Source organism: Nonomuraea sp. NPDC005730 (assembly GCF_040630865.1).
Taxonomy (GTDB): Bacteria; Actinomycetota; Actinomycetes; order Streptosporangiales; family Streptosporangiaceae; genus Nonomuraea.
In genome coordinates this window covers 41,065-67,418 of sequence record NZ_JBEXYK010000016.1, presented here as the reverse complement: position 1 = coordinate 67,418, position 26,354 = coordinate 41,065, and the positions used below count along the sequence as shown (strand labels likewise).

Genomic DNA, 26,354 nt, shown 5'->3' with positions numbered 1-26,354 from the left:
GGCGTCCTTTTCGCCATGACGAGGCATCCTGCTGGGTGACGTATGGAGTGACGATCGTGGCGACCACGCTCGGGCGTTCACGACCTCAAGAACGCTTCCGGCGCAGGTCACGGGGCATGTTCGCCCTGATGCAGATCATGGTCAAGTAGCTTCGCATCGAGGGGTCAGGGTTCGAATCCCCTCATCTCCGGGTGCCCGTCGTCCACGGAAGTGCGGGATGGCGTGTCCGAGTTCTTCGAGGTGGGCTACACCGGGGTGCAGATTGCCGCACGTACGCGCTCCGGCAGTGTGGGCTCAGCAGGGCGGTCCCGGCCGAACCTGCCCAGGTGCCGAGATCGGGTGATGCAAGGAGAGGATCTGCTGCGACTGATCCTGGTGTCGGGCAAGATCGCCCCATGGGCCTGATTCGCAACCCCCGCGCTCTGCTCTTCACCGGGGCGATCGGACTCGCTTCGCTCCTGACGCTTTTTGCGGTGAGCGCTCCCGGCCTGTCCGTCTGGGCGTTGGCATTGGTGCCGTACTGGCTGGCGCTCGCCATTGTCTGGTCGTGGCTGTGGGGTCGGCGGGGGCGGACGCCCTGGATGTTCGTCCCGCTCGCACTGGTGCTGGGCACGGTGCTGCTCGTCATGACCGACGCGCCCCTTCGCGCGCGCTTCGCCCTGTCAGAGCCGAGCCTGGAGCGCTACGCCCGGTCAGTGCGCAGCGACTATGCCAGCGATCGATGGTTGGGCCTGTATCGGGTGGACGAAGTGGAGAAGATCCCCGGTGGGGCCAGGTTCATGGTCACCGAGCTCACGATGAACTGGAAGCGCTACGGCTTCGCCTACATCCCGGATCGGGTACCGGATCCAGAAGAGCGAGGGTATGAGCACTTCGCGGGCCCCTGGTACATCTGGTCCGACGGCCCCTGAGCCTCACGTGATGCGTGACCTCCCGGTTCCCCGCCGATGTGTGCCGCAGGCAGAGCGCTGTCGAAGCGCCGAACAGCTGGGAAACGATCAGTTGTGTTGCGGGAAGCGATCATCACCGTGACCGCCTCTGTTCGCCCCGGTCGCGTGAGGCAGCTCGCCGATCCGCGTTCGGTTCCTTCCCCCTTGACCTTCACATGGATGTGACGCCTTACCGTCCCGAGCATCGCTGGTCCAGAAAGTGAGGAGTAGATCGATGTCGGGTGCTGTGATCATTGGTGCAGGTCCGGGGATCGGGCAGGCGGTGGCTCGGAGATTCGCCGGGGAGGGGTTGCCGATGGCGCTGATCGCCCGGAGTGACCGGACGTTGCGTGCCGCGGCCGAGGCTGTCGCTCGCAGTGGAGTCCCAGTTGTCACGTTGCAGGCCGACAGCACGGATCAGGCCGGGCTGAACGCCGCGCTTGACGAGGTTGTCCGCGAGCACGGCGTGCCGGACGTCGTCGTGTACAACGCCGCGATCATCCAGGCGGACGCGCCGGGCGAGCTGTCGGTACGCGGTCATCTGGAGGCCTGGGCGGTGAACGTGGTCGGCGCGCTCAACGCCGCGGCTCACGTCGCGCCCGCCATGGCGGCACGCGGGCATGGAACGATCCTCATCACGGGCGGCATGCCCGAGCCCAAGCCGCAGTATGTGAGCCTCTCCCTGGGCAAGGCGGGTGTCCGTACCCTGGTCACGCTGCTCGACCAGGAGTACGGCCCGGCCGGGGTGCACGTGGCGAGCATCACTGTGGCGGGCCCGGTCGCCCCGGGTACCGACTTCGACCCTGACGACATCGCCGAGCACTACTGGCGACTGCACACGCAGCCACGACACCGGTGGACGCGGGAAGCTCTGCACGCGGGTTCCCCGCGATGACCGGCACCGGGGCGACAGACGTTCTCACCAGGCTGCTCCACGACTGGCAGCAGGCCTTCAACGCACACCGCCCGGCCGAGATCGCTGCCTTGTTCAGCCGGGACGCGCTCTTCCAGGGCATCAGTCCGCAGCTGGGACGCGGCCCGCAGGACGTCTTCGACTATTACGCCAGGGTCGTCCGCGGCACGACGGCACAGGTCAAGGTGGTGGCCGGTGGCCGGCTGAGCCAGGAGACCGTGCACGGATTCGCGGAGGTGGCCTTCACCGCGCCTACCGGTGACGTCCACCTGATATGCCTGTCCATCGTGGCCGAACGGACGGGCGGCATCTGGCTCATCCACCAGTACCACGCTTCCACACCTCACGTGGGCCGAGGTTCGGCGGACCGGGAAACGATCGACGCCGCGCCGGGAAGCGATCTTCTCAGTCCCTCTTGCGCCCGAGGTCAGACCTATTCGTGAACCCCCATCCAGGGCCGCTCTTGAGACGGCTGGGACTGGCGGGCGCGGTGGCGGCGTACCGCGTCTCTGTTGGCGCACGGCGGGGAGCAGTAACGCTGATGTGCGGTGCGTGAGGTGTCGGCGAAGATCGTGTCACAGCCGGTGGCAGCACACCGTCCGAGCCGGTCCATGCCCCGGCTGACGAGGTGCATCGCCGTGCCGACGGAGATCAGCGCGAACAGCACCGCGCCGAGCGGCTGCAGGTCGTCGCGATAGTGCAGGTGCCAGCCATGGGCGTGGTCGGTCAGCCGGGGGTAGGCGGACGACCGGGCCAGCATCTCGTTGACCAGCTCGGCCTTCTCGCGCTCGCCCGCGGCGTCGACGACGTGCGTCCAGGCGTCGATGACGGCGAGGGTCTGGTCGAGATCCGACGGTTCGACGGGGCGTTCCAGCACCAGACCGGCCGTACGGCAGCGGTGGGCGAGTTCCTCGGCGCTCGCCGGTGGGCGGTTCGCCAGTTCCGCGGCGAAATTCACCACGTCCGCGCCGTAAGGGTTGAGGTGCACAAGCTCATTACATCAGCCTGTACGTCATGACGCGAACAGCGACGGAGCAGGACGTTCCGGAACTCGTCCGCCTTCGGGCACTGCTTTTCGACGACCTCGGCGGCGACTTCTTCAACCCCGCGAACGCCGATGACGACTGGCGCGACGCGCTCGCCCGGGTCTTCAGGCAGAAGCTGGCCGAACCCGACTGTCAGATCCTGGTCGTGGACGGCGACACCGGCCTGGCCGCCTGCGGCATCGGCACGATCGAACAGTGGTTCCCCGGCCCCCACTCCCGCAACGGGAGGATCGGCCACGTCATCGGCATGGTCACCGACCCGTCGTACCGGCGGCGTGGGCACAGCCGGGCGATCATGCTCGGCCTGCTCGACTGGTTCCGCGACCGGGACGCCGTACGGGTCGATCTCACCGCCTCCCGCGAGGCGGAACCGCTCTACCGGCAACTCGACTTCGCCGACCACCCCGACCCCCTGTTGTGCTGGAAGCCGTGAGGACATCGCGATACCGCTGGATCATTTTGGGTGTCGCGACCTTCACCCAGGCCGCGGCCGCGTTCTTCGTGCAGGGCATCGGCGCGATGAGTGTCCACCTGCAACGGGACCTGAAGCTGAGCACGACCCAGCTGGGCCTGCTGCAGTCGGCGGCCCAGTTGCTACCTCTGGCCGGACTGCTCGTGGCGGGACGGCTGCTGGACCGCCACGACGAACGCTGGGTCGTCGGGATCGGCGCTCTTGTGGTCGCCGTCGCGCTGGCCGCCGGCAGCACGGTTTCGGGGTACGTCTCCTTGCTCGTCGTCCTGCTGATCGTCGGTGCGGGGTACAGCGCCGTTCAGCCGGGCGGCGGCAAGTCGGTGGCGTCCTGGTTCGATGCCTCGAAGCGTGGCTTGGCCATGGGTATCCGTCAGGCGGGACTTCCGCTCGGCGGCGTCCTCGCCGCGTTCGTGCTTCCCGTACTGGCGACGACCTTCGGATGGCGGTCGACGCTCGTGGTCGGCGCGCTCGTCGCACTGTCGGGCGCCGTCGTCTTCATGGCCTTCTACCGCCGCCCACCGGGCCGGCGCCCGGTGCCGACCGCGTCCCGCGTGCGGCTGGAGCTGCTCCGCGAACCGTACCTGAAGAAGATCATCCTGTCCGGCACGAGCATGGTGTCGATGCACAGCGGCGTGGGCGTTCTCACCGTGCTGTACCTGCACGAGGTGGCGTCCATGGACGCCGCCTCGGCGGCCCTGGTCTACGTCGCGGTCCAGTGCGCGGGCGCGCTGGGCCGTATCTGCCTGGCGGCCTGGAGCGACCGGCACGGATCCGGCCGCTACGCCTGTGTCGTGACATGTCTGGCTGCCGTGATCATCGGGATGACGGTGCTGGCCACCCCCGTCGGCCGATCATCCGTCGCGGCGTGCCTGCTGTTCATCTGGCTCGGCTTCTTCGGCATCGGCTGGTACGGCCCCTGGGTCGCCTACGCCGCCGAATCGGCGCCGCCGGACCACATCGGATTCGCCCTCGGCCTGGCCATGGCCGTCAACCAGGTGGCGGTCATTCTGGCGCCACCCGTGCTCGGCCTGCTCACGGACCTGACCGGCAGCTTCACGCCCGCCTGGGCCCTGCTCGCCACGCTGACCGCCGTCACCATGGCGACGACCACCCGGCTGTGACCAGTTCGGACGGCCGTCGCCGCAGCTCTCGGACGACGTCCGGCGTCTCCGCGAACGCCGCCACGGCGGGAACCGGCCCGGACCCGTTTCACGGTCGGCCCCATGCCGGATCGTCACCAGGGCAGTGGGCCGTCCTCGCTGAAGAAGCCGCCGGTCGGGCCGTCCTCGCCGAGGGTGGCCAGGCGCACCACCACGGCCGCGCCCTGCGCCGGGGTGAGGAAGCCGCTGTGGCCGTTGATGTCGGTGTCGACGTATCCAGGGGCGGCGGCGTTGACCAGGATGTTCTCCTTACGCAGCTCGTTCGCGTACTGCAGGGTCAGCGCGTTCAGCGCGGTCTTGGACGGCGAGTAGGCCGCCGAGGGCAGCCCCGACAAGGGCCCGTCGACCTCGGCGGTCAGCGCCAGCGAAGCGGCGTGGCTGGAGAGGTTGACGATCCGGGCGGCGGGGGATCGCCGCAGCAGCGGGAGCACCGCGTTGGTCACGTTGATCACTCCGAGGACGTTGGTGTCGAACACCTCGCGGACCACCTCCACGTCGACGGCGCTGGGGATGCGGTCGAGGGCGTCCTGGGGCGCGGCCTGGCCTGATCCGGTGATCCCGGCGTTGTTGACCAGCACGTCCAGACGGCCGAAGCGGTCGTCGATCCAGGAGGCGGCCGCCTGGGCGGTGGAAGGGGTGGTGACGTCCAGTTCGAGCGCGTGCGCGTCGCCTCCCGTGGCGCGAATCGCCGCCGCGGTCTCCTCGCCGCGGCGCGCGTCACGGGCGCCGACCAGGACGGTCACCTGCTGTGCGGCCAGCAGTTCGGCGACCGCGCGGCCGATGCCCTTGTTCGCGCCGGTGATCAGGGCCACCTTCGGCTGTGACGTGTACTCGTTCATGGGTTGGACTTCCTTTCCTTGCCGGGCAGGTGATGTGTCGCGGGCGTCGCCGCGCCGTCCATGGAGACTCCGCTCCCGGGGATCCTGTGACGGTGTGACGATGTGGTGTGCGTCACCGGGCGGAGGCAATGCGGTCGGCGGGCGGGAGGCCGCTGAGAAGGGGGCTTCCGAGTGACCCGAACGCGGTCTTCAATGTCTGTGAGCGATCAGACGTGTCCGGGGAGAGTCGTATGGCATCTTTTGTCCCTGCTCGTGACGGGGAGCGGATGCCCGTGCGTTCGAACGGCCAGGACTGGCAGGTGTCCTGGCACCCGGCCGACGACCCGCCGGAAGGCAGGGCTCACGGAGCCGCCGGCATCTGCGTGACGGCTGCCGATGAGCTGGTCCTCATCAGCCATGACGGTGAGCACTGGGGTTTCCCCGCCGGGCGGCCCGAAGGAACGGAGACCGTCGAGGAGACCCTGCGCCGGGAGATGCTCGAAGAGGCGTGCGTCACGGTCATCGGCAGCCGCCTGCTCGGGTATTCCCGCAGCGAATGCGTGCGCGGGCGCGAGCTCGGCCTGGTCCTCGTCCGCTCCTACTGGCGTGCGGAGGTCCGGCTCGCGAAATGGGCGCCGGAGTTCGAGATACGGCACCGGCGGGTGGTTCCGGAGTCCGAGGCGAAGAAGCACGTCCGCGATCCCGACCTGGCCGCGACCCGGATCTCCTTCCGTGCTCTGGAAGAGGCAGGGGCAGGTGACGGCCATCGACCCTCGTGAGAGCCGTACCCGCCCGCCCGGGGCCGGTACGGCTCTCAGGCGATCCGCACGACGACCTTGCCGCGTACGCCGCCCGCCTCCAACGTCCGGTGCGCCGCGGCGATGTCGTCGAGCGGGAAGACCGTGTCCACGACCGGGCGGATGGCGCTGCTGTCCACGTACCGGGTGAGGTCGGTGAGGAGCCGGGTGGTGGGGTTGCCGCTGAAGAAGCGCACGCGCCGCCGGCCGTGGACGGCCGAGGCGGCGATGTACGCCAGGGACGCCGCCATCCTGCGCGGATCGAAGGCGATCGCCACCATGCGGCCGGACGGTGTCAGCAGGCGGCGGAAAGCGGCGTGCTCGGTGCCGGCGGTGTCCAGGATCACGTCGAACCTGCCCAGATCCGCCGGGGCGACGGTGGCGTAGTCATACGCCTCGTGCGCGCCGAGGTCGCGGACGAGGTCGAGGTTGCGTGCCCCGGCGAGGGCGGTGACGTGGGCGCCGAGCACCCTGCCGAGCTGCACCGCGACAGCGCCCACGCCACCGCTGCCGCCGCGGACGAGCAGCCGGTCGCCCGGCCTGAGCCCGGCCTGGTCGCGCAGCGCCGTGATGGCCGTCGTGCCCGCCGGGAGCGCCGCGGCCGCCACCAGGTCGACGGACGCCGGGGCCGGGGACAGGCGGCGGGGGTGGACCGCCACGTACTCGGCGGCGCTGCCGAACGCGCGGCCCAGCGTGCCCCACACCCGGTCGCCGACCCGGGGGCCGGTGACCCCGGCCCCCAGGGCGACGATCTCGCCGGTGAGGTCGAGCCCGACCCGTTTCGGGAAGCCCCGCTGGACCAGCCCGGTCACCGGCCGCAGCCTGCCCGCCCGGCCGTGCAGCTCGCCGCCGTTCACGCTGACGGCGTGCACCCGCACCAGCACCTGTCCGGGGGCGGGGGCCGGCTTGGGCGCCGTGCCCACGTACAGGACCTCCGGCGGTCCGTACCGGTCGAACAGGGCCGCGCGCATCTCGTTCGTCTCCATGTGGACGACGCTAGCCCGCTAAACGGACGGGGCTCTCCATTTAGGCTAATGTGAGAAAGATGCCCATTCCTCGCTCTCAGTTGGCGCCCGACAGGGAAATGCGGGCCGACGCGCGGCACAATCGGGCGCGCATCCTGGAGGCCGCGCGGGAGACGTTCGCCAGGCGCGGTCTGGACGTGCCGATGGTGGCGATCGCGCGGCGCGCCGGGGTCGGCGTGGCCACCCTCTACCGGCGTTTCCCATCACGCGAGTCCCTGATCACGGAGGTGTTCGCGGACGAACTGGCGGCGTGCGCGTCGGTCGTGGACGAGGCGCTGGCCGACCCGGATCCCTGGCACGGTTTCTGCGGGGCGATCGAGAAGGTGTGCGCGATGCAGGTCGCCGACCGCGGGTTCACCGACGCCTTCCTCACCGCGTTCCCCGACGCGGTCGACTACGAGCGCACCCGGGAGCGGGCCGAGCGAGGCTTCGCGGAGGTGGTGCGGCGGGCCAAGGCCGCCGGGCGGCTGCGGGCCGATTTCGCCTCCGCGGACCTGGTGCTGCTGTTGAGGGCCAACTGCGGCATCGTCGCCGGCGCCGGCGCCGGGGAGGGGGTGGCGGCGGCGTCGCGGCGGCTGGTGGCGTATCTGCTGCAGTCCTTCCGCGCCGACCACGCCGAGCCCCTGCCGCCCCCGCCGCCCCTCACGCTCGGCCACCTGGCCCCGACGTCGTCCAGTACGGCCCACGCGGCGGCGAGGCCGGGGAACGAGCGGAGCGGCCGTTGACGCCGACGCCCGACAGGACGACCCCGGCCGCTCGTGGCGGCGGGCGGGGTTCAGCCGGCGGTCTCCTTGTCGCGGGGGAAGAAGGGCAGCTCGATGTGCACGCGGTCGGCGGCGGCGAGGATCTTCTCCGCGTCGTCGACCGGCGGGTGGATCGCCTGGTTGATCCGTACCTTGATGTCCTTGCCGTCGGCGCCCGAGGCCATCACCCTGCGGTCCCAGCCGCGGGTGAAGATCCCGCCGGCGTCGCCCAGGTCCAGGCAGGTGACGTACGGGCCGGGGGTGAAGTCGCGCGGTGGCACGCCGAGCAGGTCGGCCGCCGCGTTGTACCCGGCGACCTTGCCGAGCGGGGTGGCGTGCTGGCACGCCTGCATGACCGTGTGCTCGGCGTCGAACGCCGCCGCCGCGGTGTCCCCGGCGACGAACACCTCGGGGAGTGCGCGCAGCCGCCGGTCCACCGGTATCCGGCCGAGGTGGTCGAGCTCGGCGGAGATCTGCCGGGTGAGCTCGCTGGCCCGCATCCCCACCGACCAGACCACCGCGTCCGCCTCGACCTCGGTGCCGTCGGACAGGACGGCGTACCCTTCGCCGACCTCGGTCACCGTCGTCCCGAGACGGCGTTCGACGCCCAGCTCGTCCAGTGCCGCCTCGATCTGCGGACGCGGGCCCGGGCCGAGCTGGTGAGCGACCACCGGCGACCGGTCCACCAGCAGCACCCGGCCGCGGACGGCCAGCGCGGTCGCGGCCTCCAGGCCGGTGAACCCGGCGCCGACGACCACGGCCGTGAAGTCCTCCCGGTCGCGCAGGAAGCCGGTGAGCCGCCGGGCCCCGTCGAGGGTGTCGATGTCGAAGAGCCGCTCGGCGCCGGGCAGGTCGTGGGGCCGTACCAGCCGGCTGCCGGCCGCCAGCACCAGGCGGTCGTAGCCGATCTCCGCGCCGTCGGCCACCACCGTGCGGCGGCCGGTGTCGATCGTGCTCACCGAGGCGCGCAGGTGCCTGACGCCGATCGGCCCGAGGATCCTGCGCAGCTCCACCTTGGCCAGGTCCGGCTCCGGCTCGTACAGGCGTGGCCGCAGCACCAGGTGCTCGTTCGGCGCGATCAGCGTGATGCGCAGGTCCGCGGCTCCACCCGCCCGCTCGCGTGCCAGTGCCGCGCCCGCCGCGCTCCACACGCCCGCGAAACCGCCTCCGATGATCACAACGTGTGCCATGGTGTCGTCCTCTCTCAGCCTGCCCCTGGTGACCCGGGGGCGGCAGGGAGACAAGACAGCGGGCTCAGATGTGACCGATGTGGGGGAACTTCGCGGGATTGGCCAGTCTCCGCAACGTCGTGATGCGTCTGTCGGCGATCTCCACGGTGTCGAGCCAGACCAGTTCGCCGCCGCGGTAGGTCGCCAGGGCCGGCTGCCCGTTGACCTCGATGATCTGGAACGCGTCGGGACGCCTGATCTCGATCTGCCTGACCGCCAGCAGGGCGATCGTCCCGGCCCCGTGGACCGGCCTGCGCGCGGCGGTCAGCTCGCCGCCGCCGTCGGCGACGTAGACGGCCTCGGGGTGCAGCAGCTCGACCAGCTCAGCCATGTTCCCCGCGTCGGCGGCCGCCTTGAACGCCCTGAGCAGGCGTTCGGTCTCGGCCCTTGACGCCCTGGGCCGCTCCTTGACCGCGGCGACCCGCGCCCGCGCGCGGGAGGCGAGCTTACGGCCGGCGGCGGGCGTGCTGCCGAGCACCTCGGCGATCCGGGCGAACGGGAAGTCGAAGACGTCGTGCAGCACCAGCGCGACACGCTCGGCCGGGGTGAGCGTCTCCATGACCACCAGCATCGCGGTGCCCACCGAGTCGTCCACGAGCACCTGAGCGGCGGCGTCGGGCACGGTCAGCAGCGGTTCGGGGAGCCAGGGCCCGACGTAGGACTCCCGCCGGACCCGCGCCGACTTGAGCACGCTGTAGGACGTGCGGGCGGCCACGGTCACCAGCCAGGCCCGCAGATCGCGCACGTCGGACAGGTCGGCTGCGGCGGCGCGCAACCAGACCTCCTGCGTCACGTCCTCGGCCTCGGCCACGCTGCCGAGGATCCGGTAGGCCGCCCCGAACACGGCGGAGCGATGCGACTGCCAGTCGGCCCCGGCCGGCGCACCGCTCGGCTCCACGCTGCGCCCCCAGCCCTTCTCGGATCAGTGTTCGACCGCCGATTCTAGGATTCTGCTGTGAGCCGGGCCGCGACCAGGGGCAGGCCGCAGCCCGCTGTCACCTTCGCCGGTACTCCCAGACCTGGTTGACGCGGTTGGCCGCCTTTCGCAGGTCCGTGGGATGGAAGCAGTCCCATATCTGGAGCGGGGCGTCGGGGCGCGGCCAGTTGGGGTAGGCCCCGTTCTCGACGTCGAGGCACTTGCCGCTGCTGACGTTCACCAGAATCCTGAAGCCCTTGTGCGGCCCCTTGTAGAACGCGTTCGTCACCCACTGCTGGTTGGGGCCTCCGTGGCAGCCCCACAGGACCACCGGTGTGCCGTTGCCCCTGCCGTCGTTCGCGACGTCGAGGCATTTCGTGCCGTTCAGGTTGGTCCATTTGATCAGGTCGCCGCTGCCGCCGCCGGGCGGGCTCTCGAAGAAGAAGGAGTGGTAGTTTCCGCCGACCCGGGCGCCCAGCCGGACGCGTGAGCCGAGGACGCACTCAGGGTTCTCGATGTTGTAACGGCAGGTGTTGGGGATGTCGACGAAGAGCTGTCCGCCGGTGATCGGGTTCGTGATCCAGGTGTCGGGGCCTCGGTCGCGACTGCTGTCCGCATGGGCGAGCGCGGGCGGTTGAACGGCGAATGCCAAGAATGCCGCGGTGATTGCGTTCAGGAATGTTCTGGGCTTCGACATTTCGATTCCCCCTCACTGCTCTTATCCGCAGAGATGGTGCTCAAGCCTATCTCGGTCCGGGTCAAGGCGTATTCAATGAATCGCCAATCAGGCGGGCCTGCCGGGCAGGTGGCGGCCTTTTTAGCCTGGGCTAAAAGGCATTGTGGGGCGGGTTCCGGGTGGGGCAGGCTTTGCGTCGTCGGGGCGAACAGGGCCCGGTGAAATCGCTGAACATTCGTGTCGCCGTGGTTCCGCGCGGCCGGAGAGGACGAGAAATGTTCGGAACGGGAAAGCGGATGAGGAAACTGCTCGCCGTGGCGGCCGCCACCGGAGCGGCTCTGGCGATCGTGGCCACCCCCGGCCCGGCCGCCGCGTCGGCGTCGGCCTGGTGCCAGTCGAGCTACCTGGTCTACAAGTACTGGAAGTCGGACGGCAGCATCGGCAGCTGGAGCCAGAACTGCAGCGGTGACCACTCGCTCAATTCCAAGGGTTACAAGCTGGAGCCCGGCGGCTGGTCCGGGTACATCGACTACAGCGATGGCACCTGGGATTACTTCTGCGACTTCCAGAACAAGTGGCTGGGCAAGCGGGTCGTCAACATCACGATGGCCGCCGCGAAGATCGAATACTGCATCAAGAAGTGATGCGGCAGGCGGGCCGAGCGTGTCACCGGGTGGGGCGCAGGCCGTCCAGCAGCACGGTGAGGTAGGCGTCGGCGAGGGCCTGTGAAGGGGGCTGGGCGCGGGCGACGGCCAGGGCGGTCCGGCCGAGGAGGGTCGTGACGACGGCGGGGTCGATGTCGGTGCGGATCGCGCCCTCGCGCCGCGCCCCCTCGATCATCTCCTCGACGGCGGCGACCAGTCCGGCGCGCAGGGCGGTGGTGGCCGGCAGGTCCAGGCCGTCCAGCTGGTCGTTGACGGCGTGGTGGGCGGTCTGGAACGCGATCAGCTCGCCGAGGAAGGTCTGCAGGGCCTGGTAGGCCGTGGTCTCGGCGAGCAGCTCGCGGGCCCGCCGGACGACCGGTTCGAGCAGCCCGGAGACGGCGGCGTCCAGCAGGGCGTCCTTGCCGCCGAAGGCGCGTACGACGGTCGCGGCCCCCAGGCCCGCCTGCTTGGCGATGGCCTCGACGGTGAGCGTCGCACCGGGTTCGGCCAGCAGTGTCATGGCGGCGTCGAGGGCGAGTCGGCGGTTGCGCACGGCGTCGGCACGGCGCTTGGGCTCGGCGGGTGTTGACAACTGAAATGCTCATTCCACATAGTTAACTGGAACGCTTATTTCAGTTACTGTACCGCGAGGAGCCTTCAGTGAACGAGCGGATCCTGATCTCCGGAGCCGGCCTCGCCGGGCTGGCCCTGGCTCACTGGCTGGCCCGGCTGGGCTTCCGGCCCACCGTCGTCGAGCGCGCCCCGCGCCTGCGCGCCGGCGGCAACGGAGTGGACCTGCGTGACCACGCCGTCGAGGTGGCCGCGAGGATGGGCATCATGCCGCAGGTGCGCGCGCTGGCCACCGACGTGCACGGCATGAAGTTCGTGGACGCCGGCGGCCGGCCCGTCGCCCGCGTCGACACCCGCGACCCCGGCTCGGTGGAGATCATGCGCGGCGACCTGGTGGCGCTGCTGCGCGCGGCGACCGACGTGGAGATCCTGTTCGGCGACGCGATCAGCGGCCTGGACCAGGACGAGGAGGGTGTGCGAGTCACCTTCGAGCACGCACCCGCCCGCACCTTCGACCTGGTCGTCGGCGCCGACGGCATGCACTCCCACGTGCGGCGGCTGGCCTTCGGGCCGGAGGAGCAGTTCGTCCGGCACAAGGACCACTACTTCGCCTTCGCCGACGCCGACGCCGCGCTCGGGGAGGACCGCTGGGTCACGATGTTCAACACGCCGGGCCGCATGGCCGGCATCTACCGGTCGGGCAACCACGCGCAGGCCAAGGCGTACTTCATCTTCCGCTCCGCGCCGCTGGACTACGACCACCGGGACGTCGCCGAGCACAAGCGGCTGGTGAGCCGGACGTTCGGGGACGAGACGTCCTGGCGTACCCGGGAGCTGCTCGACTCGGCCCTGACCGACCCCGACTTCTACTTCGACGCGCTGGGCCAGGTGCACATGGACTCCTGGTCCGAGGGCCGCGTCGTGCTCCTCGGCGACGCCGCCTGGTGCGCCTCGCCGGCTTCGGGGGCGGGCGCCGAGCTGGCCCTGGTGGGGGCGTACCGGCTGGCGGGGGAGCTCGCCGCCGCCGGTGGTGATCACCGTGTCGCCTTCGCGCGGTACGAGGCCGTCCATCGCCCGCTGGTGGGCAGGAAGCAGCAGATCGGCCCGAACGTCCGGCTCATGGTGCCGAGAACCGAGGGCGGGCGATGTGTCCGGGACGCCCTGGTCCGGCTCCCGCTGATGAAGGCCGTGGGGGCGGTGGAACGCCGCGTCCGGAGCAGGAACGCCCGCCCCCTGCCGGAGTACAGCCCGGTCCGGTGACGCGACCGGGACCCGGCGGCCGGGGTTACTTCGGGCCGGTCAGGCGGCGTTCGCCCGCTGTGGTGAGCACGAAGACCTGCCAGTTGTAGTACGCGTAGTACGCGCGCGGGTCGCGGCGCATCTGGCGGGCGTGCAGGAGGACGGCGTCCACGTACGCCTGGGACGGGTTGTAGGCGTGCAGGGCCCGCCGGTAGTCGCGGGGCGCGCCGCTGGCGTGGAGGTAGTTGGCCGCGGCCATGACGGCGTCCCGGGGGTTCTGGACGTCGCCGCCCATCCCGTACGCGCGCCAGGTCGCCGGCATGAACTGCATGGGGCCCTGGGCTCCGGCGTGGCTGTCGGCGCGCACCCGTCCGAACTTGGTCTCGACGAACATCACCGACGCCAGCACCTCCCATTCCACCCCGAAGCGGCGCTCGGCCCGCTTGAAGTGGCCGAGCAGTTCGGCGGCCGGGCGGGCCGCCTGGACCTTGAACACGGCGGACGGCTTGATGGGACGGGTCAGGGCGAGCAGTTCCCGCAGGGCGCTGACGTTGTCCTTGGCCTGGGCGGCGAGGGCGGCGGGCAGGCGGGCGAAGGCGCGGTCGGCCAGGGTGCGGTGGCGGGCGGCGTGGCGGTAGAGGCGCTGCTGGTAGAGGGCCAGGAGCTCGACGTCCCGCGGCGGGGTGCCCGTCGAGGGGCGCCAGCGGTCGATGGCCGCGTTCAGGGCGGTGGTCGTGTCGCGGAGGGCCGTCGCCAGGCGGGCGGGGTCGGTGGGGAGCGGCGCGCCGGGGGCGGGGAGCGCCTGGCCGGCGGAGGCGCCGGCGCTCGCCGTCGCCGACGGGGAGGCGTCCGTCGCCTTCGCGGCGGCCGAGGAGGGGACGGAAGGCGCGGAGGGGGCGGTGGTCGTGGCCGTGCCGCCGCATCCGCCCGTCCCGGCGACTGCCGCGCTCACCAGCAGGAGGCAGGCGAGCGTACGGCCACGGCCGGTGCGGGGCTTCGGCGGGCGGGCGCGGAACGGGCGTCGGAGGTCGTCCATGGTCGGCCAACCTACCTGTCCCACAGCTTCATACCGGACATCTCGCCTCGTATCGCTCCGGCGGGCGGCACTCGACACCTGGGATGCGTACGCTTCTCACAATGCGGCGGCGTGGCCGGTGATCGGCCGGGTAGGAGAGGAACCACCGGGAGGTGAGCGGCATCGACGGCGGAGAAGACGAGACGAGCTGGCGAGGGCCCCGGTTGCGGGCGGAGACGAGACAGGCGGACGGGTGCCTGGTCATGGCGTTGAGCGGGGAGCTCGACTTCATGCAGAAACCCGAGTTCCGGCAATGGGCGCTCGGCGTCGTGGCCGGCGGCGACAACGACGGGAACAGCGGCAACGACGGGAACAGCGGGAGCGCGGCGCCGATGGTCGTGCTCGACCTTCGGGGCATCGAGTTCTTCGACTCCACCGGGCTGTCCGTCGTCATCGCGCTGTGGAAGCAGGCGCGTGACGCCGGCGGCGATCTGGCGGTGGCCGGGCCGCCGCCGATCTGCACCAACATGATGCGGCGTACGGGGCTGGCCGACCACATCGCCATGGGCGACACGGTGGCCGCCGCGATGGCCGGGGCGGCGATCCTGCGCCGCACGAGGGCCGCCGACACGGCCGACCAGGCCGCGGCCGGCTGAACCCCACCGGGGCCGCCTCGGGGCCTCCGGAGCCGCGGGCGGACGTCCCCGGTCAGTCGTGGGTGAAGGAGTGCTGGGTGACGCCGGCCGGGGCGCCGGTGAGGTGCTCGTACGTGCCGCTGACGTCCAGCAGCCGCTCCAGCACCCGCGGGCGCTGCTCCAGGTGCAGCCGGGTGCCGGCCGTCACGGCGTGCTGGTGGATCATCAGCAGCGCCGACAGGCCGCTGGAGTCGCAGAAGTGCAGGCCGTCGAAGTCGAGGTGCAGGTCGGTCAGGCCGCCGTCGGCGAGCGCGGCGAGCGCGGTGGTCAGGAGCTCTCGCGCCGTGTTGTAGTCCAGGTCGCCGGTGACGGCGACGTGCAGCACCCCCGGGCGGGGCGTGGCCTGGACGAGGGTCAGCGGGTCGGGGGCGAAGGCGGTCATGCGATCTTTCCGTGGCCGGGGAGCGGGGTGTGTTCGGTCGGGGAGGCGGCGGCGCTTACGGCGTCGCGCCCGTGAGCGATCAGGGCCGAGGCGCGCGGGAAGTCCTCCAGCCGCCTGCCCAGCAGGTCGAGAGCCGGCAGCAGCGTGCCCGCCGGGACGCCGCGAGCGGTCAGGACGCCGGCCGTCCAGGTGAGGAATCGGGTGAACAGCCTGGGGTCGTCCACGTAGAGCGCGGTGGCCAGGAAGTCGACGATGTGCAGGATGTCCTCGGCGGTGTGCCTGCGCTGCTGCGGCGTGTAGTCCGCCATCGCCGGGATGCGTTCCTCCAGGCCGCCCATGACGTCCCTGACCAGGCTCCGGGCCGACCGGCTGACCATGGTGTACTCCTGGTCGTCCAGGTGCGGCAGGTCGTCCACGGCCTGGCGGGGGGCGGCGGGGCGGGGCAGCGGCCCGGCGGCGAGGCGGTCGGCGGCGGTGGCGCCGTCGGCGGCCCAGGCGTCGGCGCCGAGGAGGCGGGCGTAGCGGCCGTCCGGTCCGAACGCGGCGCCGCCGGCCATCACCGGCGTGCCGGTCGCCTGGCAGGCGGTGATGGCGGCGTGGGCGCCGGGCAGCCGGGTGGGGATGGAGCTGGACAGCGCCACCACGTCGCAGGCCGTGCGGTGGAGGTGGGTGATGAGGTGGGGCGTCGGCACCTGCGCGCCGAGGTAGTCGACCTGCCAGCCGCGCAGCCGCAGCACCTCGGCCAGGATGCGGGCGGGCATGGCGTGCCACTCGCCGTCGATGCAGGCGACGGCGATGCGCCCGAGTGCCGGGCCGTTCGCGGCGGTGGCGCGGGCGGCGGGGTGGTGGGCGAGCGCGGCCAGCACCCGCTCGTTGACGGCGGTGGCGGTGTGCTCCTGCGTCACGGTGATCTGGTTGCTCTCCCACTCCAGGCCGACGCGGGCCTGTACGGGGGCGACCACGCCCAGCAGCAGGGCTTCCAGCGAGATGTCCTGGTCGAGCGCGGCGAGCGCGGCGTCCGTGGCGGCGTACTCGTCGCCGGCGACGGCGGCGTTCCAGAGTTTTTCGCGCCAGGCGGAGAGTCCGTCTGCGTGCGTCATGCGGTGAACCTTCCCCGTCCGTGTCCTCCGACCGCGCTCAGATGTGCCCCGCGCGGCGCGGTGATGGCGATGACGGCCATGTCATCGCGGTCGCCACCTCCTACCCACTGGGAGGACAACATCTCCACACGTTCGGTGATCGCCTCGGGCGGCATGCCGCCGCACTGCCGCAACTCCTCCTGCAGCCGCTCGTCGCCGAACATCTCGGCGCCCAGCGGGCCGCCCATGGCCTCGGTGATGCCGTCGGTGTAGAGCAGGCAGGTCTCGCCCGGTTCGAGGACCACGGTGTCGGTGACGCTCGTGACGCGGTCGAGCATGCCGATGAGGGTGCCCTTGGTGCTGGCCACGTCGACGCGCCCGTCGCCGCGTACGACGAGCGGCGGCGCGTGGCCGGCGCTGGTGACGCGGAGCGAGACGCGGTTGCCGGCCCGCTGGATCGAGGCCAGGACGAGCGTGACGAAGCGGGAGCGGTCGCCGCCCTTGATGAGAACGCCGTTGAGCAGTTCGAGCATGCGCTGATGGTCGCCGGCCATCGGCAGCAGGGCCTGCAGGGTGTGCCGGATCTTGCCGGTGAGCACGGCTGCCTCCAGGCCCTTGCCGGCCACGTCGCCGAGCACCACCAGCGACTCCTGGCCGGGCTCGGCGGGCGGGTGGAGGTCGTAGAAGTCGCCGCCGACGCGGGCGGTGTGCTCCGAGGGACGGTAGCGGGCGGCGACCTCGACGCCGTGCAGGCTCCGCACGCGGGGCGGCAGGAGCTCGCGCATGAGGGTCTCGGTGATGTCGGCCTGCTCGGCGTACAGGCGGGCGGCCGACATCGCGGCCCCCGCGCGGGCCGCGAACAGCCGCGCGAAGACCTCCTCGCCGTCGGAGAAGCACGCCTGGCCGCTGCCGCGCAGCAGCACGAGCGCCCCGGCCGGGACGCCGTGGCCGGGCAGTGCGGTCACCACCATCGAGCCGATCTCGCCGAGCCCGTCGCGGGTCAGCCAGCCGGGGGCGGTGGCGGGGTCGATCCAGCGGGAGGGCAGGGGCGGGTAGCCCTGCAGCGCCTCGGCGAGACCGGGCACGGCCTCGGGATCGACGGCCAGCTCCTCCCGGACGACGACGCCGTCCGGCCCGCAGTACGCGATGGGGTGCCTGCGCCGGTAGGGCGGCAGGATGACCAGCGCGGCGTCGGCCAGGTGGCGGGCGGCCAGCCGGGCGGTCACCTCCAGGCAGCGGTCGAGGTTGAGCGAGGACAGCAGCTCGCTGGAGGCCTTGTCGAGGAACGACGTCCGTTCGCGTTCGAGGTGCAGGGCCTGGGTGGCGCGTTCGAGGTCGGTGGCGTCGGCCAGCCACCAGACGATCGCGTCGCCGTCGCGGACCGGACGCGCCTCGAACGTGGCCGCCCCGATGGGACCGCGCACACCGTCGGGAAGAGCAGTGTCCGGAGGAGCGCCGTCGGAGGGAGCGACGTCGAAGGGATGGGTCGCGAAGTCGTGGGCGTGGGAGAGCCAGTCGGGAGCGCTGTCCGCCAGTGCCGCGCCGGGGACCGCCTCGGGCAGCAGCCGCAGCGCCGCGTCGTTGGCCTGGGCGATGACACCTGCGGTGTCCACCACCAGAACCGGGTAGGGGGCGGCGCGCCACACGGCCCCGGTTTCGTCCTGCCCCGGACTGCTCGTCAGACCTCTCAAAACAACGAGCCCGCCGCGACGGGCTCTGCCTCCCTGAATCATGGTTGCTTATGCACCTTCTTCTCTCCACTGTAGCCGAGGCTCGCCCACCGCCCCAGCCGCGGACGGCCCGGCCGAGCGTCCCCGACCGGCCGTCTCCAGTGGTTTCCAGTCGTTTCCAAGGAACTGCGGCCAGGGTCTGACCGGTCAGGCAGAACGCAGTCGGCGGACGGGGAGAAGATGGGCGAGACGAGGACCCGGTCGGTTCTGGGCAGGACGGGGGCGACGCTCGTCCTGAGCGCGGTGCTCGGTTGCGCGGCGGGCCCCGCCGACGCGGCCGACGCGACCGTCGGCGCGGCGGCCTATGTCGTGCGGGGCAAGGTGGTGAACTCGGCCGGTCGGCCGGTCCAGGGCGCCAAGGTCGTGGTGAAGGACCGGCGCTACTACAACAGCGACATCGTGCTGCACAGCGACGGCAACGGCCTCTATCGCACGCAACTGCCCCGCGAGCCGTCGTCCTGGCTGGTCAGCGCCTCGGTGACGCGGCAGTTCCACGGACGGCAGTACACCTTCGACCTTGAGCCCTCCTCGACCGGTTCCGTCCGGGCGAGCGCCGGCGGCGTGCGGAACTTCACCTGGCGCGTCACCGGCAGGCGGCCGGGCGCCGACGGCCGCTTCTACGGCGGCCTGGTCGCCACGAACCTCTGGTTCGACAACCTTCCGGAAGACGTCGACCAGGAGAACGTACGGCTGACGATGACCCCGGTCGGCCCGCTGATCGACGGCAGCGAGGGCAAGGTCGTCTCCGGTCGCCGACCGGTCTACACCGACAGCGGCTGGGCGGTGGTCGACGTGCCCCTGGGGCGGTACCGGATCGCCGCGACTTACCGCTCGGCCACCAGCGGCAAGGTCTACCCGCTTCAGGTGAAGCTGACCGGCTCCGCCTCCTTCGGCCCGCAGGTCACCGCAGACTTCGAGCAGAGCGGGACCAACCAGCGGATCAGGCTGGAGGTCAGGTTCGGCTGAACCGGCCGAGTCGCGGAGAACCTCGATGGAGGCTGAACCGGCCGAGCCGCGGAGAACCTCGATGGACATGGACGACCACCAGGAGCCGGGCGCCGGCCCGAGCTCGCGTTCGCGTGCGCGGGTGGCCGCCGGCCTGCTCGTCCTGGCGGCGGTCGCGGTGGCGGGCGCGCTGGTCGGCGGCCTCGGGCACTACGTGCTGCTCGACCGGCCGCTCCTGCTGGGGACGCTGGCGGCGAGCCTGGTCGTCGTCTCGGGGGCGCTCGCCTTCGGCGGCGGTCCGCGCGGGCCCGTCGTCGCGCTCGTGATGATCTGGGCGGTGGCCGGACCGGCCGGTCTCGTGACCGGCATGCGGGTGCATTCCACCATCCCCGGCCCGGACGGCAGCGGGCTGGAGGTGCGGGTGCTGTCCGACGACTGGATCGTCCCCGACTGGAGGCTCGTGGTCCGCAGGAACGACGGCCTGCTGACACGCGAATGGCCCTTGACGGAGGGCTTCACCGCCGGACCCGACGACGGCCTGCCCAGGGTGACCTGGCTCGACCCCGCCCACGTACGCCTGGACGACCGGCCGGGGGACGACCGGGAGTGGTGGCGCGGGCAGACGGTCACCCTCGACCGCCGCTCCGGACGTCCCCTTCAGCCGGTAGACCCCAAGGGCGGCTGAGACGCGAAGGGCAGACAGGGCGGGCGGCGTACCGGTATAATGATCATGCATCCCGGCGGGCAGGCGCTCCCCGGGATCTTGCGTTTCATGCCTTCCTCACCTCATCGCGCGCTGCTCGCCGCGGCCGTCCCGCTCTTCCTGTCCATGAGCGCCGGGATCGTCGCCCAGCTCATCACCACCTCCCTCCTCGGCCGCCAGGCCACGGCCCAACTGGCGGCCTTCGCGCTGGTCAACGCGGTGCTCACGCCCGTGACGGCCGCGGTGTCGGGTGGTCTGCGGGGGATGGTGCCGTTCGTCGCCGCCTGCCGGGACCGTCCGGCGGAGGCGCTGCTCGTCCTGAAGGACGCGCGGTGGCTCACCGTCGGCCTCGGCACGGCCGGCGCGGGCGTCATGCTCGGCGTCCCGTTGATCGCGCGGCTCGGCGGGGCGCCCGGCGAGGTGGTGGCCGAGTTCGGGGCGTTGCCGCCGCTGCTGGCGCTCCAGGTGTTGCTGTACTCGGCGGGCAGCGGCGCCGGCGGCGTGCTGGTCGCGCTCGGGCGCGGTCGCCTGGTGCTCTGGTCCAGCCTGTCCAGCACGGCCACGGGGGTGGTGCTGCATCTCGTCCTGGTGCCGCGGATGGGCGTCCAGGGCAGCGGGGTGGCGCTGGTGGCGTCCACCGCCATGGCCGTCGCCGTGTCCAACACGCTGCTGCTGCGCCTGCCCGAGCTGGGCGGGCGGTCGTCGTGGCCGGGCCGGCCGCGGTGGCGGGAGATCCTGCGGATGGCGAGGGTGGGCGTCCCGATGTCGGCCACGCTCGTCGTGAAGTTCGCGGTCATGGGCGGCGTGACGTACGCCGCCGCGCGGACCGGGGCACAGGGGGCGGCCGCGCACGCCATCCTGCTGTCGCTGCACGGATTCCTCGGGCTGGCCGGCGTCGCGGTCGCGCAGGCCGCGACGCCGGAGATCGCCAGGGCGGCCCTGCCGGGCGAGGCCCGCAGGCTCAACCGGGCGGCGCTGACGATCGCCGCCGCCGGTGTGCTGGCCGGCGGGCTGGTGCTGGTCATCCTGGGGGAGGCGGTGCTCGGGCTGTTCACCTCGGACGCCGCCGTGCTCGCCGTCGCCGTCGGCCTGGTACCGCTGTCGGTGGTGCACGCCCTGGCCGACCACTGCGCGATCGTGATGTCGGCCGGGCTGACGGCGCTCAGGCGGTCGTCCTGGACGCTGGGGTCGGCCGTTCTCGGGAACGGCCTGGTGGCGTCCGTGGCGGGGCCGGCGGCGGGGGCGTGGGGGCTGCGGGGCCTGTGGCTGGCGTTGATCGCCGGTTCGCTGCTCGTCGTCGTGACGCAGACGGCCGGTTTCCTCCGGTTCAGCGCGCGCGAGCCCGGTCGACGTCGGTGCGACCCCTGAAGAAGGGGAAGGGGGCTCCGGCGGGCGGAGCCCCCTTGTGTCAGGTGCGGTCCTGGGTCAGGACGCTGGACAGGAAGGCCCTGGTCCGCTCGTGCCCCGGGTTGGCCAGCAGCTCGGCCGGCGGGCCGCTCTCGACCACGACGCCGTCGGCGAAGAAGGCCAGCCGGTCGCCGACCTCCCTGGCGAAGGCGATCTCGTGGGTGACCACGACCATCGTCATGCCGTCGGCGGCCAGGCCACGCATGACCTCCAGCACCTCGTCCACCAGCTCGGGGTCGAGCGCGGACGTGGGCTCGTCGAACAGCATCAGCTCCGGGCTCATCGCCAGTGCCCTGGCGATGGCGACCCGCTGCTGCTGGCCGCCGGAGAGCTGGTGGGGCCGCTTGTGCGCGTGCGCGGCCAGGCCGACGCGCTCCAGGTGTTCCATCGCGGTCGCCCGGGCCCGCTCCGCCGGGACGCCGAGGACGTGGACGGGGGCGCAGGCCACGTTCTCCAGGGCGCTCTGGTGGGCGAACAGGTTGAACCGCTGGAACACCATGCCGATCCGGCGGCGGAAGACGGCGAACTCCTTGGGCGTCCACGGCCGGTAGCGGCCCTCGCGCAGGCTGTGCCCGACCTCCTCGCCGAGCACCCGCAGGCTGCCGCCGAGCACCGGCTCCAGCCCGTTGACGCAGCGCAGGAAGGTCGACTTGCCCGATCCGGACGGCCCGATCACGCAGCTCACCTCGCCCGGCGCGACGGTGAAGTCGACGCCGTTGAGCACCTGCGTGTCGCCGAAGCCCATGCGCACGCCCGTGGCGTGCACGACGGGGCTCACGCCGCCGCCTTCGGCAGGATCCGGGCCGCCAGCCCGCCGCCGCGGACCAGCCGTACGGCCTCGGTGCCGAACCGGCGTTCCAGGCGGCCCTGGAGGAAGGTCGCGACGGCGGTCATCAGCATGTACCACAGGCTCGCCACGATGAGCAGCTCCATGATCAGGTTGTTGGCCTTGTAGATCTGGCTGGCGTTGGTCATCAGGTCGTGCCCGGCCACCACGTAGACCAGCGAGGTGGTCTTCAGCATGGAGATGAACTCGTTGCCGGTGGGCGGGATGATGATCCGCAGCGCCTGCGGCAGCACGATCACGCGCATCCGCTTGGCCGGGGTCATGCCCAGCGCGTACGCGGCCTCGGTCTGGCCGTGGTCGACGGCCTGGATCCCGGCCCGTACGGTCTCGGCGAAGTACGCCGCCAGGTTCAGCCCGAGCCCCAGCATGGCCGAGGTGAAACCGGTCATCACCTCGTTGGTGTCCCACTTGACGCCGATCATGGTGAACGGCACCTTGAGCACCAGCTCGGGGAACAGGAAGGCCAGGTTGTACCAGAAGATGAGCTGCACCAGCACCGGCGTGCCGCGGAAGAACCAGATGTAGAGCGTGGCCAGCCCGCTGAGCACCGGGTTGTGCGACAACCGCATGATCGCCACGGCGACGCCGAGCACCAGTCCCAGCACGGTCGCCAGCACCGAGATCTCGATGGTGACCCAGACCCCGGCGAGGATGCGGTCGTTGAACAGGTAGTCGGCGACCTTGCCCCAGTCGAGGCGCGGGTTCACCACGACCAGGTAGACCAGCCAGCCGGCGATCGCCGTCACGACGGCCGCGGCCAGCAGGCGGCCCCAGTGGCGCGTCCTGGCGACCGGGACGTGCTCCCCGGACGGCCCGGTGAAGGGCTCCGTGCGCATGGTCACTTACCGCCGTTGACGACAGCGGACTGGACGGCCAGCTTGTCCAGGTTCCACGCCTTCAGCAGCTTGGCGTACTCGCCACTGGCGATGAGGGAGTCGAGCGCGCCCTTCACCGAATCGACGAGCTCCTTGTCGTCCGGCTTCATGCCGATGCCCCACGGGCTCTCGGTGCCCTCCAGGGCCATCGCCTCGACGTCCAGCTTGGGGTCGGCGGCCTTGCTGGCGGCCACCACGTAGTCGGTGATGGTGGCCTGCGCCCGCCCGCCGGTGACCTGGATCAGGGCCTCCTGGTCGCCGGGGAACTTCAGGATGTTCACGGCCGTCTTGCCGGCCTTCTTGCAGTCGGCGTCGTAACCCTCGGCCAGCTCCATGGACGAGCCGTTGTCGACGACGGAGACCGTCTTGCCGCACAGGTCGGCCGGGCCGCTGATCTTGGCCGGGTTGCCCTTCTTGACCAGCAGGCCGGCGCCGGCCTGCACATAGTCCACGAACGTGACCTGCTTCTGCCGCTCCGGCGTGTCGCTCATCGAGGAGATGACGAAGTCGTAGCGGCCGGTGAGCACGCCGGGGATCTGGGAGTTGAACTCCTCGTCGGAGATGGTCACCTTGGCGCCGAGCTTCCTGGCGATGGCCCTGGCCAGCGCCGGGTCGAAGCCGATCGCCGTCTTGCCGTCGCTGGCGTACAGCTCCATGGGCGGGTAGCCGACGGAGGTGACGACCTTCAGGCCCTGCGTCTTCAGGCGGGCGGGCGCCTTGGCGGCGAGAGCCTGGTCCGGGGTGATGGCGTTGATCACGTCGGCCGCCTTCTCCTCGGTGGGGGCCTGGTCGAGCGTGACCGCCGCCGCGCCGCCGTCCGCGGGGGCGGCGTCGCCGCCGCCGTCCAGGGACTGGGCGCCGCAGGCGGTGGTGGCGGCCAGCAGCGCGCCGGCGGCGAGGGCGGAGAGAGTGCGGATGTTCACGAGGGGGTGCTCCTTCAGGATCGCTGCCAGCGGACTTCGCCGCCGACGACGGTGGTGAGGACCTGGGTGCGCAGCACCGCCTCCGGCGGCTCCAGGTACGGGTCGGTGTCCACGGCGATGAAGTCGGCGAGCATGCCGGGCGCGAGCACGCCCTTGCGGTCCTGCTCGCCGGCCGCGTAAGCGGCGCCGAGGGTGTGCGCGGTGATCGCCTCGGCCATGCTCAGCCGCTGCTCGGGCTGCCAGCCGCCGGCCGGCGTGCCGTCCTGCCGGGTACGGGTGACCGCGGCGTACAGTGCGGCCCACGGGTCGGGGCTCTCCACCGGCGCGTCGGAGCCGAAGGCCAGCGCGACCCCGGCGTTGAGCATGCCTCGCCAGGCGTAGGAGGCCAGGTCGTGGCCGGCGAGCAGCGAGTCCACCAGGGCGATGTCGGTGGTGCAGTGCACCGGCTGCATCGAGGCGACGACGCCCAGCCTGGCCATCCTGGTCAGGTCCTGGGGGCGCAGGTGCTGGGCGTGCTCGATGCGGTGCCGCAGGCCGGCGGTGGTCCCGATCGCCTCGTAGGCGTCGAGGACCAGCCGGTTGGCGCGGTCGCCGATGGCGTGCGTGGCGACCGCGATGCCGGCCGCCGCCGCCTTGCTGAAGATCCGTACGAGGTCTTCGTACGGGGTGACCGCGATGCCGGTGTTGTCGTGCTCACCGGCGAACGCCTCGTGCATGTGGCAGGTGTGCGAGCCGAGCGCGCCGTCGCTGAACACCTTGACCGGCCCGGTGCGGACCCAGTCGTCGCCCTGGCCGGTGCGGCGGCCCTCGGCGATGGCGGCATCCAGAGCGACCGTCGGGATCGCCTTGTGCACGCGGATCTTCAGCTCGCCGGCGTCGCGCAGCTCCAGGTAGGCGGCCCGGCAGTCCTCGCCGTCGATGTCGTGCACGCTGGTCAGCCCGAACGACAGCAGCTCCTCCTGGCCGGCGCGCAGCCGGTCGCGCAGGTCGCCGGAGACCATGAGAGCGCGCAGCGGGTAGGAGGCGGACTCGCGCAGGATGCCGGTGGGCTCTCCGTACGCGTCCCTGACGATCTCGCCGCCGACCGGGTCGGGGGTGGAGGCGTCGATCCCGGCCATCCGCAGGGCGGCGGAGTTGGCCCAGACGGTGTGGCCGTCGACGTTGGGCAGCGCCACCGGCAGGTCGGGGCAGACCGAGTCGAGGGCCTTGCGGTCGGGCTGGACGGGCGGGTTCCAGATGTTGCTGTTCCACCGGCCGCCGAACAGCCAGGCACCCGGCCGCAGGGTCGCCGCGTGCTCGGCCACCTTGGCCAGGGCCTCGTCCAGGGAGCGCACGTCGCGCAGGTCGACCGCGCCGAGGCTCTGGGCGTACTGGGCCGTGTGGATGTGCGCGTCGTACAGGCCGGGCAGGACGGCGGCGCCGTCGAGGTCCACCAGCTCGGCTCCCGGGCCCGCCGCCGCGCGCACGTCGGCCTCGGTTCCGACGGCGACGATCAGCTCGCCGTCCACGGCCATGGCCTGGGCGGCGGGGGCGCCGTTGGTGCCGGTGCGAATGGTGGCGTTGCGGTATACGCGCATGTCATGGATCTCTCAGGGGTTTCGGGTGGGGTGGTGCGGCTCACTGTAGAAGTGGCGGAAAGAAGTAGGAAGCGATATAAACACGACATTTAGCAGCGCTGAGAGCAAGGAACGCTTATGCTCAAGCCAGAACATCTGCGCACACTGCGTGAGGTCGTGCGTCTGGGGTCGTTCGCGGCGGCGGCGAACCGGCTCGGTTACACCTCCTCGGCCGTCTCCCAGCAGATGGCCGCGCTGGAGCGGGAGACCGGCGTGCGGCTGTTCGACCGCTTCGCGCACAGCGTGCTGCCGACCAGCGCGGCGGAGGTGCTGGCCAGGCAGGCCGAGACCGTGCTGGCCGACATCGAGCGCATGGTGGCCACCGTCCAGGCGGTCCACCGCAACAGCGAGCCGCAGATCCGGCTCGGGCTGTTCCCCAGTTTCACCGACGTGCTGGCCGGCGTCATGCGGGAGATGGAACCGGAGGACCGGGCCGGGATCCGGCTGTCGGTCGCCGAGTCCTCGCAGCTCATCGCCCGTCTGGGCAGCGGCGGCGAGATGGACGCCGCGGTGGTCTACCAGGTCGGCAACAGCGGGCTGTCCTGGCCGTCGGTGCTGACCAGGCGGTGGATCGCCGAGGACCGGTACCGGCTCGTCCTGCCCGGGCTCTGGCCGGACCTGTCGCCGTACCGGGCCGAGCAGCTCGTGGACCTGCCATGGATCATGCACCATCCGGCCAGCAGCGACGCCACCCTCTTCGAGGCCCTGTTCGCCCACTGGAGCCTGCACCCGCGGGTGGTCTGCCACTCCGACGACTTCAAGATCACCCTGTCGCTGATCGGTGCGGGCGTGGGCGCGGCCCTCGTCCCCGACCTTGCGCTGCGCGGCCACGGCGAGGACGTCGTGGTGGTCGACGTGCCGTGGCTCAACATCAGCCGGAGCATCTTCACGCTGGTCCACCCCGACCGCGAGACCGCCCGCCTGCAGTGGCTGCTGGACGAGCTGACCGTCTGAACCGCC

At 71.7% G+C, this 26,354-nt stretch carries 29 protein-coding genes; 14 read left to right on the top strand and 15 right to left on the bottom strand.

What is annotated here, in order from left to right; genetic code table 11:
- The first annotated feature begins 395 nt into the window (after nucleotides 1-395).
- The 3 genes from ABZ444_RS20835 to ABZ444_RS20825 all read left to right on the top strand — a co-directional run bounded on the left by ABZ444_RS20835 (nucleotide 396) and on the right by ABZ444_RS20825 (nucleotide 2,285).
- Nucleotides 396-911, top strand: coding sequence for a hypothetical protein (locus ABZ444_RS20835; RefSeq protein ID WP_357999167.1), 516 nt, complete (start codon nucleotides 396-398; stop codon nucleotides 909-911).
- A 253-nt stretch (nucleotides 912-1,164) separates the two neighbouring features.
- On the top strand, nucleotides 1,165-1,824 hold the full coding sequence (locus ABZ444_RS20830; protein WP_357999164.1) for an SDR family NAD(P)-dependent oxidoreductase: 660 nt from the start codon (nucleotides 1,165-1,167) through the stop codon (nucleotides 1,822-1,824).
- On the top strand, nucleotides 1,821-2,285 hold the full coding sequence (locus ABZ444_RS20825) for a nuclear transport factor 2 family protein (protein WP_357999161.1): 465 nt from the start codon (nucleotides 1,821-1,823) through the stop codon (nucleotides 2,283-2,285). Before ABZ444_RS20830 ends, ABZ444_RS20825 begins: the two co-directional genes overlap by 4 nt.
- Here the strand turns inward: ABZ444_RS20825 and ABZ444_RS20820 are convergent.
- Complete coding sequence (locus ABZ444_RS20820; RefSeq protein ID WP_357999158.1) at nucleotides 2,276-2,830, bottom strand: CGNR zinc finger domain-containing protein; 555 nt, start codon at nucleotides 2,828-2,830, stop codon at nucleotides 2,276-2,278. The two genes, ABZ444_RS20825 and ABZ444_RS20820, sit on opposite strands and share 10 nt — an antisense overlap.
- 26 nt (nucleotides 2,831-2,856) lie before the next feature.
- On the opposite strand from ABZ444_RS20820, the gene ABZ444_RS20815 reads away from it, so the two are divergent.
- On the top strand, nucleotides 2,857-3,321 hold the full coding sequence (locus ABZ444_RS20815) for a GNAT family N-acetyltransferase (RefSeq protein ID WP_357999154.1): 465 nt from the start codon (nucleotides 2,857-2,859) through the stop codon (nucleotides 3,319-3,321).
- Nucleotides 3,318-4,481, top strand: coding sequence for an MFS transporter (locus ABZ444_RS20810; protein WP_357999151.1), 1,164 nt, complete (start codon nucleotides 3,318-3,320; stop codon nucleotides 4,479-4,481). Before ABZ444_RS20815 ends, ABZ444_RS20810 begins: the two co-directional genes overlap by 4 nt.
- 113 nt (nucleotides 4,482-4,594) lie before the next feature.
- Here the strand turns inward: ABZ444_RS20810 and ABZ444_RS20805 are convergent, their stop codons facing one another.
- Nucleotides 4,595-5,359: an SDR family oxidoreductase gene (locus ABZ444_RS20805; RefSeq protein WP_357999148.1), complete on the bottom strand. Its 765-nt coding sequence runs from the start codon at nucleotides 5,357-5,359 to the stop codon at nucleotides 4,595-4,597.
- Nucleotides 5,360-5,625: 266 nt separating this feature from the next.
- On the opposite strand from ABZ444_RS20805, the gene ABZ444_RS20800 reads away from it, so the two are divergent.
- Nucleotides 5,626-6,117 (top strand): NUDIX domain-containing protein, encoded by a 492-nt coding sequence (locus ABZ444_RS20800; RefSeq protein ID WP_357999145.1) that lies wholly within the window; start codon nucleotides 5,626-5,628, stop codon nucleotides 6,115-6,117.
- A gap of 35 nt (nucleotides 6,118-6,152) precedes the next feature.
- Here the strand turns inward: ABZ444_RS20800 and ABZ444_RS20795 are convergent, their stop codons facing one another.
- Nucleotides 6,153-7,121, bottom strand: a complete 969-nt coding sequence (locus ABZ444_RS20795; RefSeq protein WP_357999142.1) for an NAD(P)-dependent alcohol dehydrogenase — start codon at nucleotides 7,119-7,121, stop codon at nucleotides 6,153-6,155.
- Between the two features lie 98 nt (nucleotides 7,122-7,219).
- Between ABZ444_RS20795 and ABZ444_RS20790 the strand changes: the two genes are divergently transcribed.
- Entirely contained in the window at nucleotides 7,220-7,885 is a 666-nt protein-coding gene (locus ABZ444_RS20790) for a helix-turn-helix domain-containing protein (protein WP_357999139.1), read from the top strand.
- Between the two features lie 50 nt (nucleotides 7,886-7,935).
- On the opposite strand, the gene ABZ444_RS20785 is transcribed toward ABZ444_RS20790, so the two are convergent.
- From ABZ444_RS20785 to ABZ444_RS20775, 3 genes are all read right to left on the bottom strand, one after another.
- Nucleotides 7,936-9,093, bottom strand: a complete 1,158-nt coding sequence (locus ABZ444_RS20785) for an FAD-dependent oxidoreductase (protein WP_357999136.1) — start codon at nucleotides 9,091-9,093, stop codon at nucleotides 7,936-7,938.
- 64 nt (nucleotides 9,094-9,157) lie between these two features.
- Nucleotides 9,158-10,030, bottom strand: a complete 873-nt coding sequence (gene sigJ, locus ABZ444_RS20780; RefSeq protein WP_357999133.1) for an RNA polymerase sigma factor SigJ — start codon at nucleotides 10,028-10,030, stop codon at nucleotides 9,158-9,160.
- A gap of 97 nt (nucleotides 10,031-10,127) precedes the next feature.
- Nucleotides 10,128-10,700 (bottom strand): RICIN domain-containing protein, encoded by a 573-nt coding sequence (locus ABZ444_RS20775; protein ID WP_357999130.1) that lies wholly within the window; start codon nucleotides 10,698-10,700, stop codon nucleotides 10,128-10,130.
- A gap of 320 nt (nucleotides 10,701-11,020) precedes the next feature.
- Here ABZ444_RS20775 and ABZ444_RS20770 point away from each other — a divergent pair, with 320 nt between their 5' ends.
- On the top strand, nucleotides 11,021-11,368 hold the full coding sequence (locus ABZ444_RS20770; RefSeq protein ID WP_357999127.1) for a hypothetical protein: 348 nt from the start codon (nucleotides 11,021-11,023) through the stop codon (nucleotides 11,366-11,368).
- A gap of 22 nt (nucleotides 11,369-11,390) precedes the next feature.
- Here the strand turns inward: ABZ444_RS20770 and ABZ444_RS20765 are convergent, their stop codons facing one another.
- Nucleotides 11,391-11,960, bottom strand: a complete 570-nt coding sequence (locus ABZ444_RS20765; RefSeq protein WP_357999124.1) for a helix-turn-helix domain-containing protein — start codon at nucleotides 11,958-11,960, stop codon at nucleotides 11,391-11,393.
- A 68-nt stretch (nucleotides 11,961-12,028) separates the two neighbouring features.
- Here ABZ444_RS20765 and ABZ444_RS20760 point away from each other — a divergent pair, with 68 nt between their 5' ends.
- On the top strand, nucleotides 12,029-13,198 hold the full coding sequence (locus ABZ444_RS20760; protein ID WP_357999121.1) for an FAD-dependent monooxygenase: 1,170 nt from the start codon (nucleotides 12,029-12,031) through the stop codon (nucleotides 13,196-13,198).
- A 25-nt stretch (nucleotides 13,199-13,223) separates the two neighbouring features.
- Here ABZ444_RS20760 and ABZ444_RS20755 read toward each other — a convergent pair whose 3' ends face one another.
- The gene (locus ABZ444_RS20755; protein ID WP_357999118.1) at nucleotides 13,224-14,213 is read right to left on the bottom strand and encodes a lytic transglycosylase domain-containing protein; all 990 of its coding nucleotides are present in this window, start codon (nucleotides 14,211-14,213) and stop codon (nucleotides 13,224-13,226) included.
- Between the two features lie 152 nt (nucleotides 14,214-14,365).
- On the opposite strand from ABZ444_RS20755, the gene ABZ444_RS20750 reads away from it, so the two are divergent.
- Nucleotides 14,366-14,848, top strand: coding sequence for an STAS domain-containing protein (locus ABZ444_RS20750; protein WP_357999115.1), 483 nt, complete (start codon nucleotides 14,366-14,368; stop codon nucleotides 14,846-14,848).
- Between the two features lie 52 nt (nucleotides 14,849-14,900).
- Here the strand turns inward: ABZ444_RS20750 and ABZ444_RS20745 are convergent, their stop codons facing one another.
- The 3 genes from ABZ444_RS20745 to ABZ444_RS20735 are packed head-to-tail and all read right to left on the bottom strand — an operon-like array spanning nucleotide 14,901 to nucleotide 17,964.
- Entirely contained in the window at nucleotides 14,901-15,269 is a 369-nt protein-coding gene (locus ABZ444_RS20745) for an STAS domain-containing protein (protein WP_357999112.1), read from the bottom strand.
- Entirely contained in the window at nucleotides 15,266-16,369 is a 1,104-nt protein-coding gene (locus tag ABZ444_RS20740) for a cobalamin B12-binding domain-containing protein (RefSeq protein ID WP_357999109.1), read from the bottom strand. The genes ABZ444_RS20745 and ABZ444_RS20740 overlap by 4 nt, the downstream gene beginning before the upstream one ends.
- Nucleotides 16,366-17,964, bottom strand: coding sequence for a PP2C family protein-serine/threonine phosphatase (locus ABZ444_RS20735; RefSeq protein ID WP_357999106.1), 1,599 nt, complete (start codon nucleotides 17,962-17,964; stop codon nucleotides 16,366-16,368). The genes ABZ444_RS20740 and ABZ444_RS20735 overlap by 4 nt, the downstream gene beginning before the upstream one ends.
- A 294-nt stretch (nucleotides 17,965-18,258) precedes the next feature.
- Between ABZ444_RS20735 and ABZ444_RS20730 the strand changes: the two genes are divergently transcribed.
- The 3 genes from ABZ444_RS20730 (at nucleotide 18,259) to ABZ444_RS20720 (ending at nucleotide 21,094) form a co-directional block, all read left to right on the top strand.
- Complete coding sequence (locus ABZ444_RS20730; RefSeq protein WP_357999103.1) at nucleotides 18,259-19,044, top strand: hypothetical protein; 786 nt, start codon at nucleotides 18,259-18,261, stop codon at nucleotides 19,042-19,044.
- Between the two features lie 25 nt (nucleotides 19,045-19,069).
- Nucleotides 19,070-19,708 carry a hypothetical protein gene (locus tag ABZ444_RS20725; RefSeq protein WP_357999100.1) on the top strand — a complete coding sequence of 213 codons (639 nt, stop codon included), beginning with the start codon at nucleotides 19,070-19,072 and terminating at the stop codon, nucleotides 19,706-19,708.
- A gap of 87 nt (nucleotides 19,709-19,795) precedes the next feature.
- Nucleotides 19,796-21,094 (top strand): hypothetical protein, encoded by a 1,299-nt coding sequence (locus ABZ444_RS20720; protein WP_357999097.1) that lies wholly within the window; start codon nucleotides 19,796-19,798, stop codon nucleotides 21,092-21,094.
- 40 nt (nucleotides 21,095-21,134) lie between these two features.
- On the opposite strand, the gene ABZ444_RS20715 is transcribed toward ABZ444_RS20720, so the two are convergent.
- From ABZ444_RS20715 to ABZ444_RS20700, 4 genes are read right to left on the bottom strand one after another with little or no spacing between them, the layout of a single operon-like run.
- Nucleotides 21,135-21,878 carry an amino acid ABC transporter ATP-binding protein gene (locus tag ABZ444_RS20715; RefSeq protein WP_357985597.1) on the bottom strand — a complete coding sequence of 248 codons (744 nt, stop codon included), beginning with the start codon at nucleotides 21,876-21,878 and terminating at the stop codon, nucleotides 21,135-21,137.
- A 29-nt stretch (nucleotides 21,879-21,907) separates the two neighbouring features.
- Complete coding sequence (locus ABZ444_RS20710; RefSeq protein ID WP_357999094.1) at nucleotides 21,908-22,816, bottom strand: amino acid ABC transporter permease; 909 nt, start codon at nucleotides 22,814-22,816, stop codon at nucleotides 21,908-21,910.
- A gap of 2 nt (nucleotides 22,817-22,818) precedes the next feature.
- Complete coding sequence (locus ABZ444_RS20705) at nucleotides 22,819-23,778, bottom strand: ABC transporter substrate-binding protein (RefSeq protein WP_357999091.1); 960 nt, start codon at nucleotides 23,776-23,778, stop codon at nucleotides 22,819-22,821.
- Between the two features lie 14 nt (nucleotides 23,779-23,792).
- A complete protein-coding gene (locus tag ABZ444_RS20700; protein WP_357999088.1) occupies nucleotides 23,793-25,355 on the bottom strand; it encodes an amidohydrolase in 1,563 nt (520 codons plus the stop codon).
- Nucleotides 25,356-25,472: 117 nt separating this feature from the next.
- Between ABZ444_RS20700 and ABZ444_RS20695 the strand changes: the two genes are divergently transcribed.
- Entirely contained in the window at nucleotides 25,473-26,348 is an 876-nt protein-coding gene (locus ABZ444_RS20695) for a LysR family transcriptional regulator (RefSeq protein WP_357999085.1), read from the top strand.
- Nucleotides 26,349-26,354: the final 6 nt, after the last annotated feature.

Coding starts and splice junctions, on each gene's coding strand:
- ABZ444_RS20740 (WP_357999109.1), bottom strand. CDS start 16,369: ATGACGCACGCAGACGGACTCTCCGCCTGGCGCGAAAAACTCTGGAAC.
- ABZ444_RS20815 (WP_357999154.1), top strand. CDS start 2,857: ATGACGCGAACAGCGACGGAGCAGGACGTTCCGGAACTCGTCCGCCTT.
- ABZ444_RS20770 (WP_357999127.1), top strand. CDS start 11,021: ATGAGGAAACTGCTCGCCGTGGCGGCCGCCACCGGAGCGGCTCTGGCG.
- ABZ444_RS20730 (WP_357999103.1), top strand. CDS start 18,259: ATGGGCGAGACGAGGACCCGGTCGGTTCTGGGCAGGACGGGGGCGACG.
- ABZ444_RS20830 (WP_357999164.1), top strand. CDS start 1,165: ATGTCGGGTGCTGTGATCATTGGTGCAGGTCCGGGGATCGGGCAGGCG.
- ABZ444_RS20695 (WP_357999085.1), top strand. CDS start 25,473: ATGCTCAAGCCAGAACATCTGCGCACACTGCGTGAGGTCGTGCGTCTG.
- ABZ444_RS20790 (WP_357999139.1), top strand. CDS start 7,220: ATGCGGGCCGACGCGCGGCACAATCGGGCGCGCATCCTGGAGGCCGCG.
- ABZ444_RS20725 (WP_357999100.1), top strand. CDS start 19,070: ATGGAGGCTGAACCGGCCGAGCCGCGGAGAACCTCGATGGACATGGAC.
- ABZ444_RS20785 (WP_357999136.1), bottom strand. CDS start 9,093: ATGGCACACGTTGTGATCATCGGAGGCGGTTTCGCGGGCGTGTGGAGC.
- ABZ444_RS20825 (WP_357999161.1), top strand. CDS start 1,821: ATGACCGGCACCGGGGCGACAGACGTTCTCACCAGGCTGCTCCACGAC.
- ABZ444_RS20715 (WP_357985597.1), bottom strand. CDS start 21,878: ATGGGCTTCGGCGACACGCAGGTGCTCAACGGCGTCGACTTCACCGTC.
- ABZ444_RS20700 (WP_357999088.1), bottom strand. CDS start 25,355: ATGCGCGTATACCGCAACGCCACCATTCGCACCGGCACCAACGGCGCC.
- ABZ444_RS20795 (WP_357999142.1), bottom strand. CDS start 7,121: ATGGAGACGAACGAGATGCGCGCGGCCCTGTTCGACCGGTACGGACCG.
- ABZ444_RS20800 (WP_357999145.1), top strand. CDS start 5,626: ATGCCCGTGCGTTCGAACGGCCAGGACTGGCAGGTGTCCTGGCACCCG.
- ABZ444_RS20805 (WP_357999148.1), bottom strand. CDS start 5,359: ATGAACGAGTACACGTCACAGCCGAAGGTGGCCCTGATCACCGGCGCG.
- ABZ444_RS20755 (WP_357999118.1), bottom strand. CDS start 14,213: ATGGACGACCTCCGACGCCCGTTCCGCGCCCGCCCGCCGAAGCCCCGC.
- ABZ444_RS20835 (WP_357999167.1), top strand. CDS start 396: ATGGGCCTGATTCGCAACCCCCGCGCTCTGCTCTTCACCGGGGCGATC.
- ABZ444_RS20745 (WP_357999112.1), bottom strand. CDS start 15,269: ATGACCGCCTTCGCCCCCGACCCGCTGACCCTCGTCCAGGCCACGCCC.
- ABZ444_RS20710 (WP_357999094.1), bottom strand. CDS start 22,816: ATGCGCACGGAGCCCTTCACCGGGCCGTCCGGGGAGCACGTCCCGGTC.
- ABZ444_RS20720 (WP_357999097.1), top strand. CDS start 19,796: ATGCCTTCCTCACCTCATCGCGCGCTGCTCGCCGCGGCCGTCCCGCTC.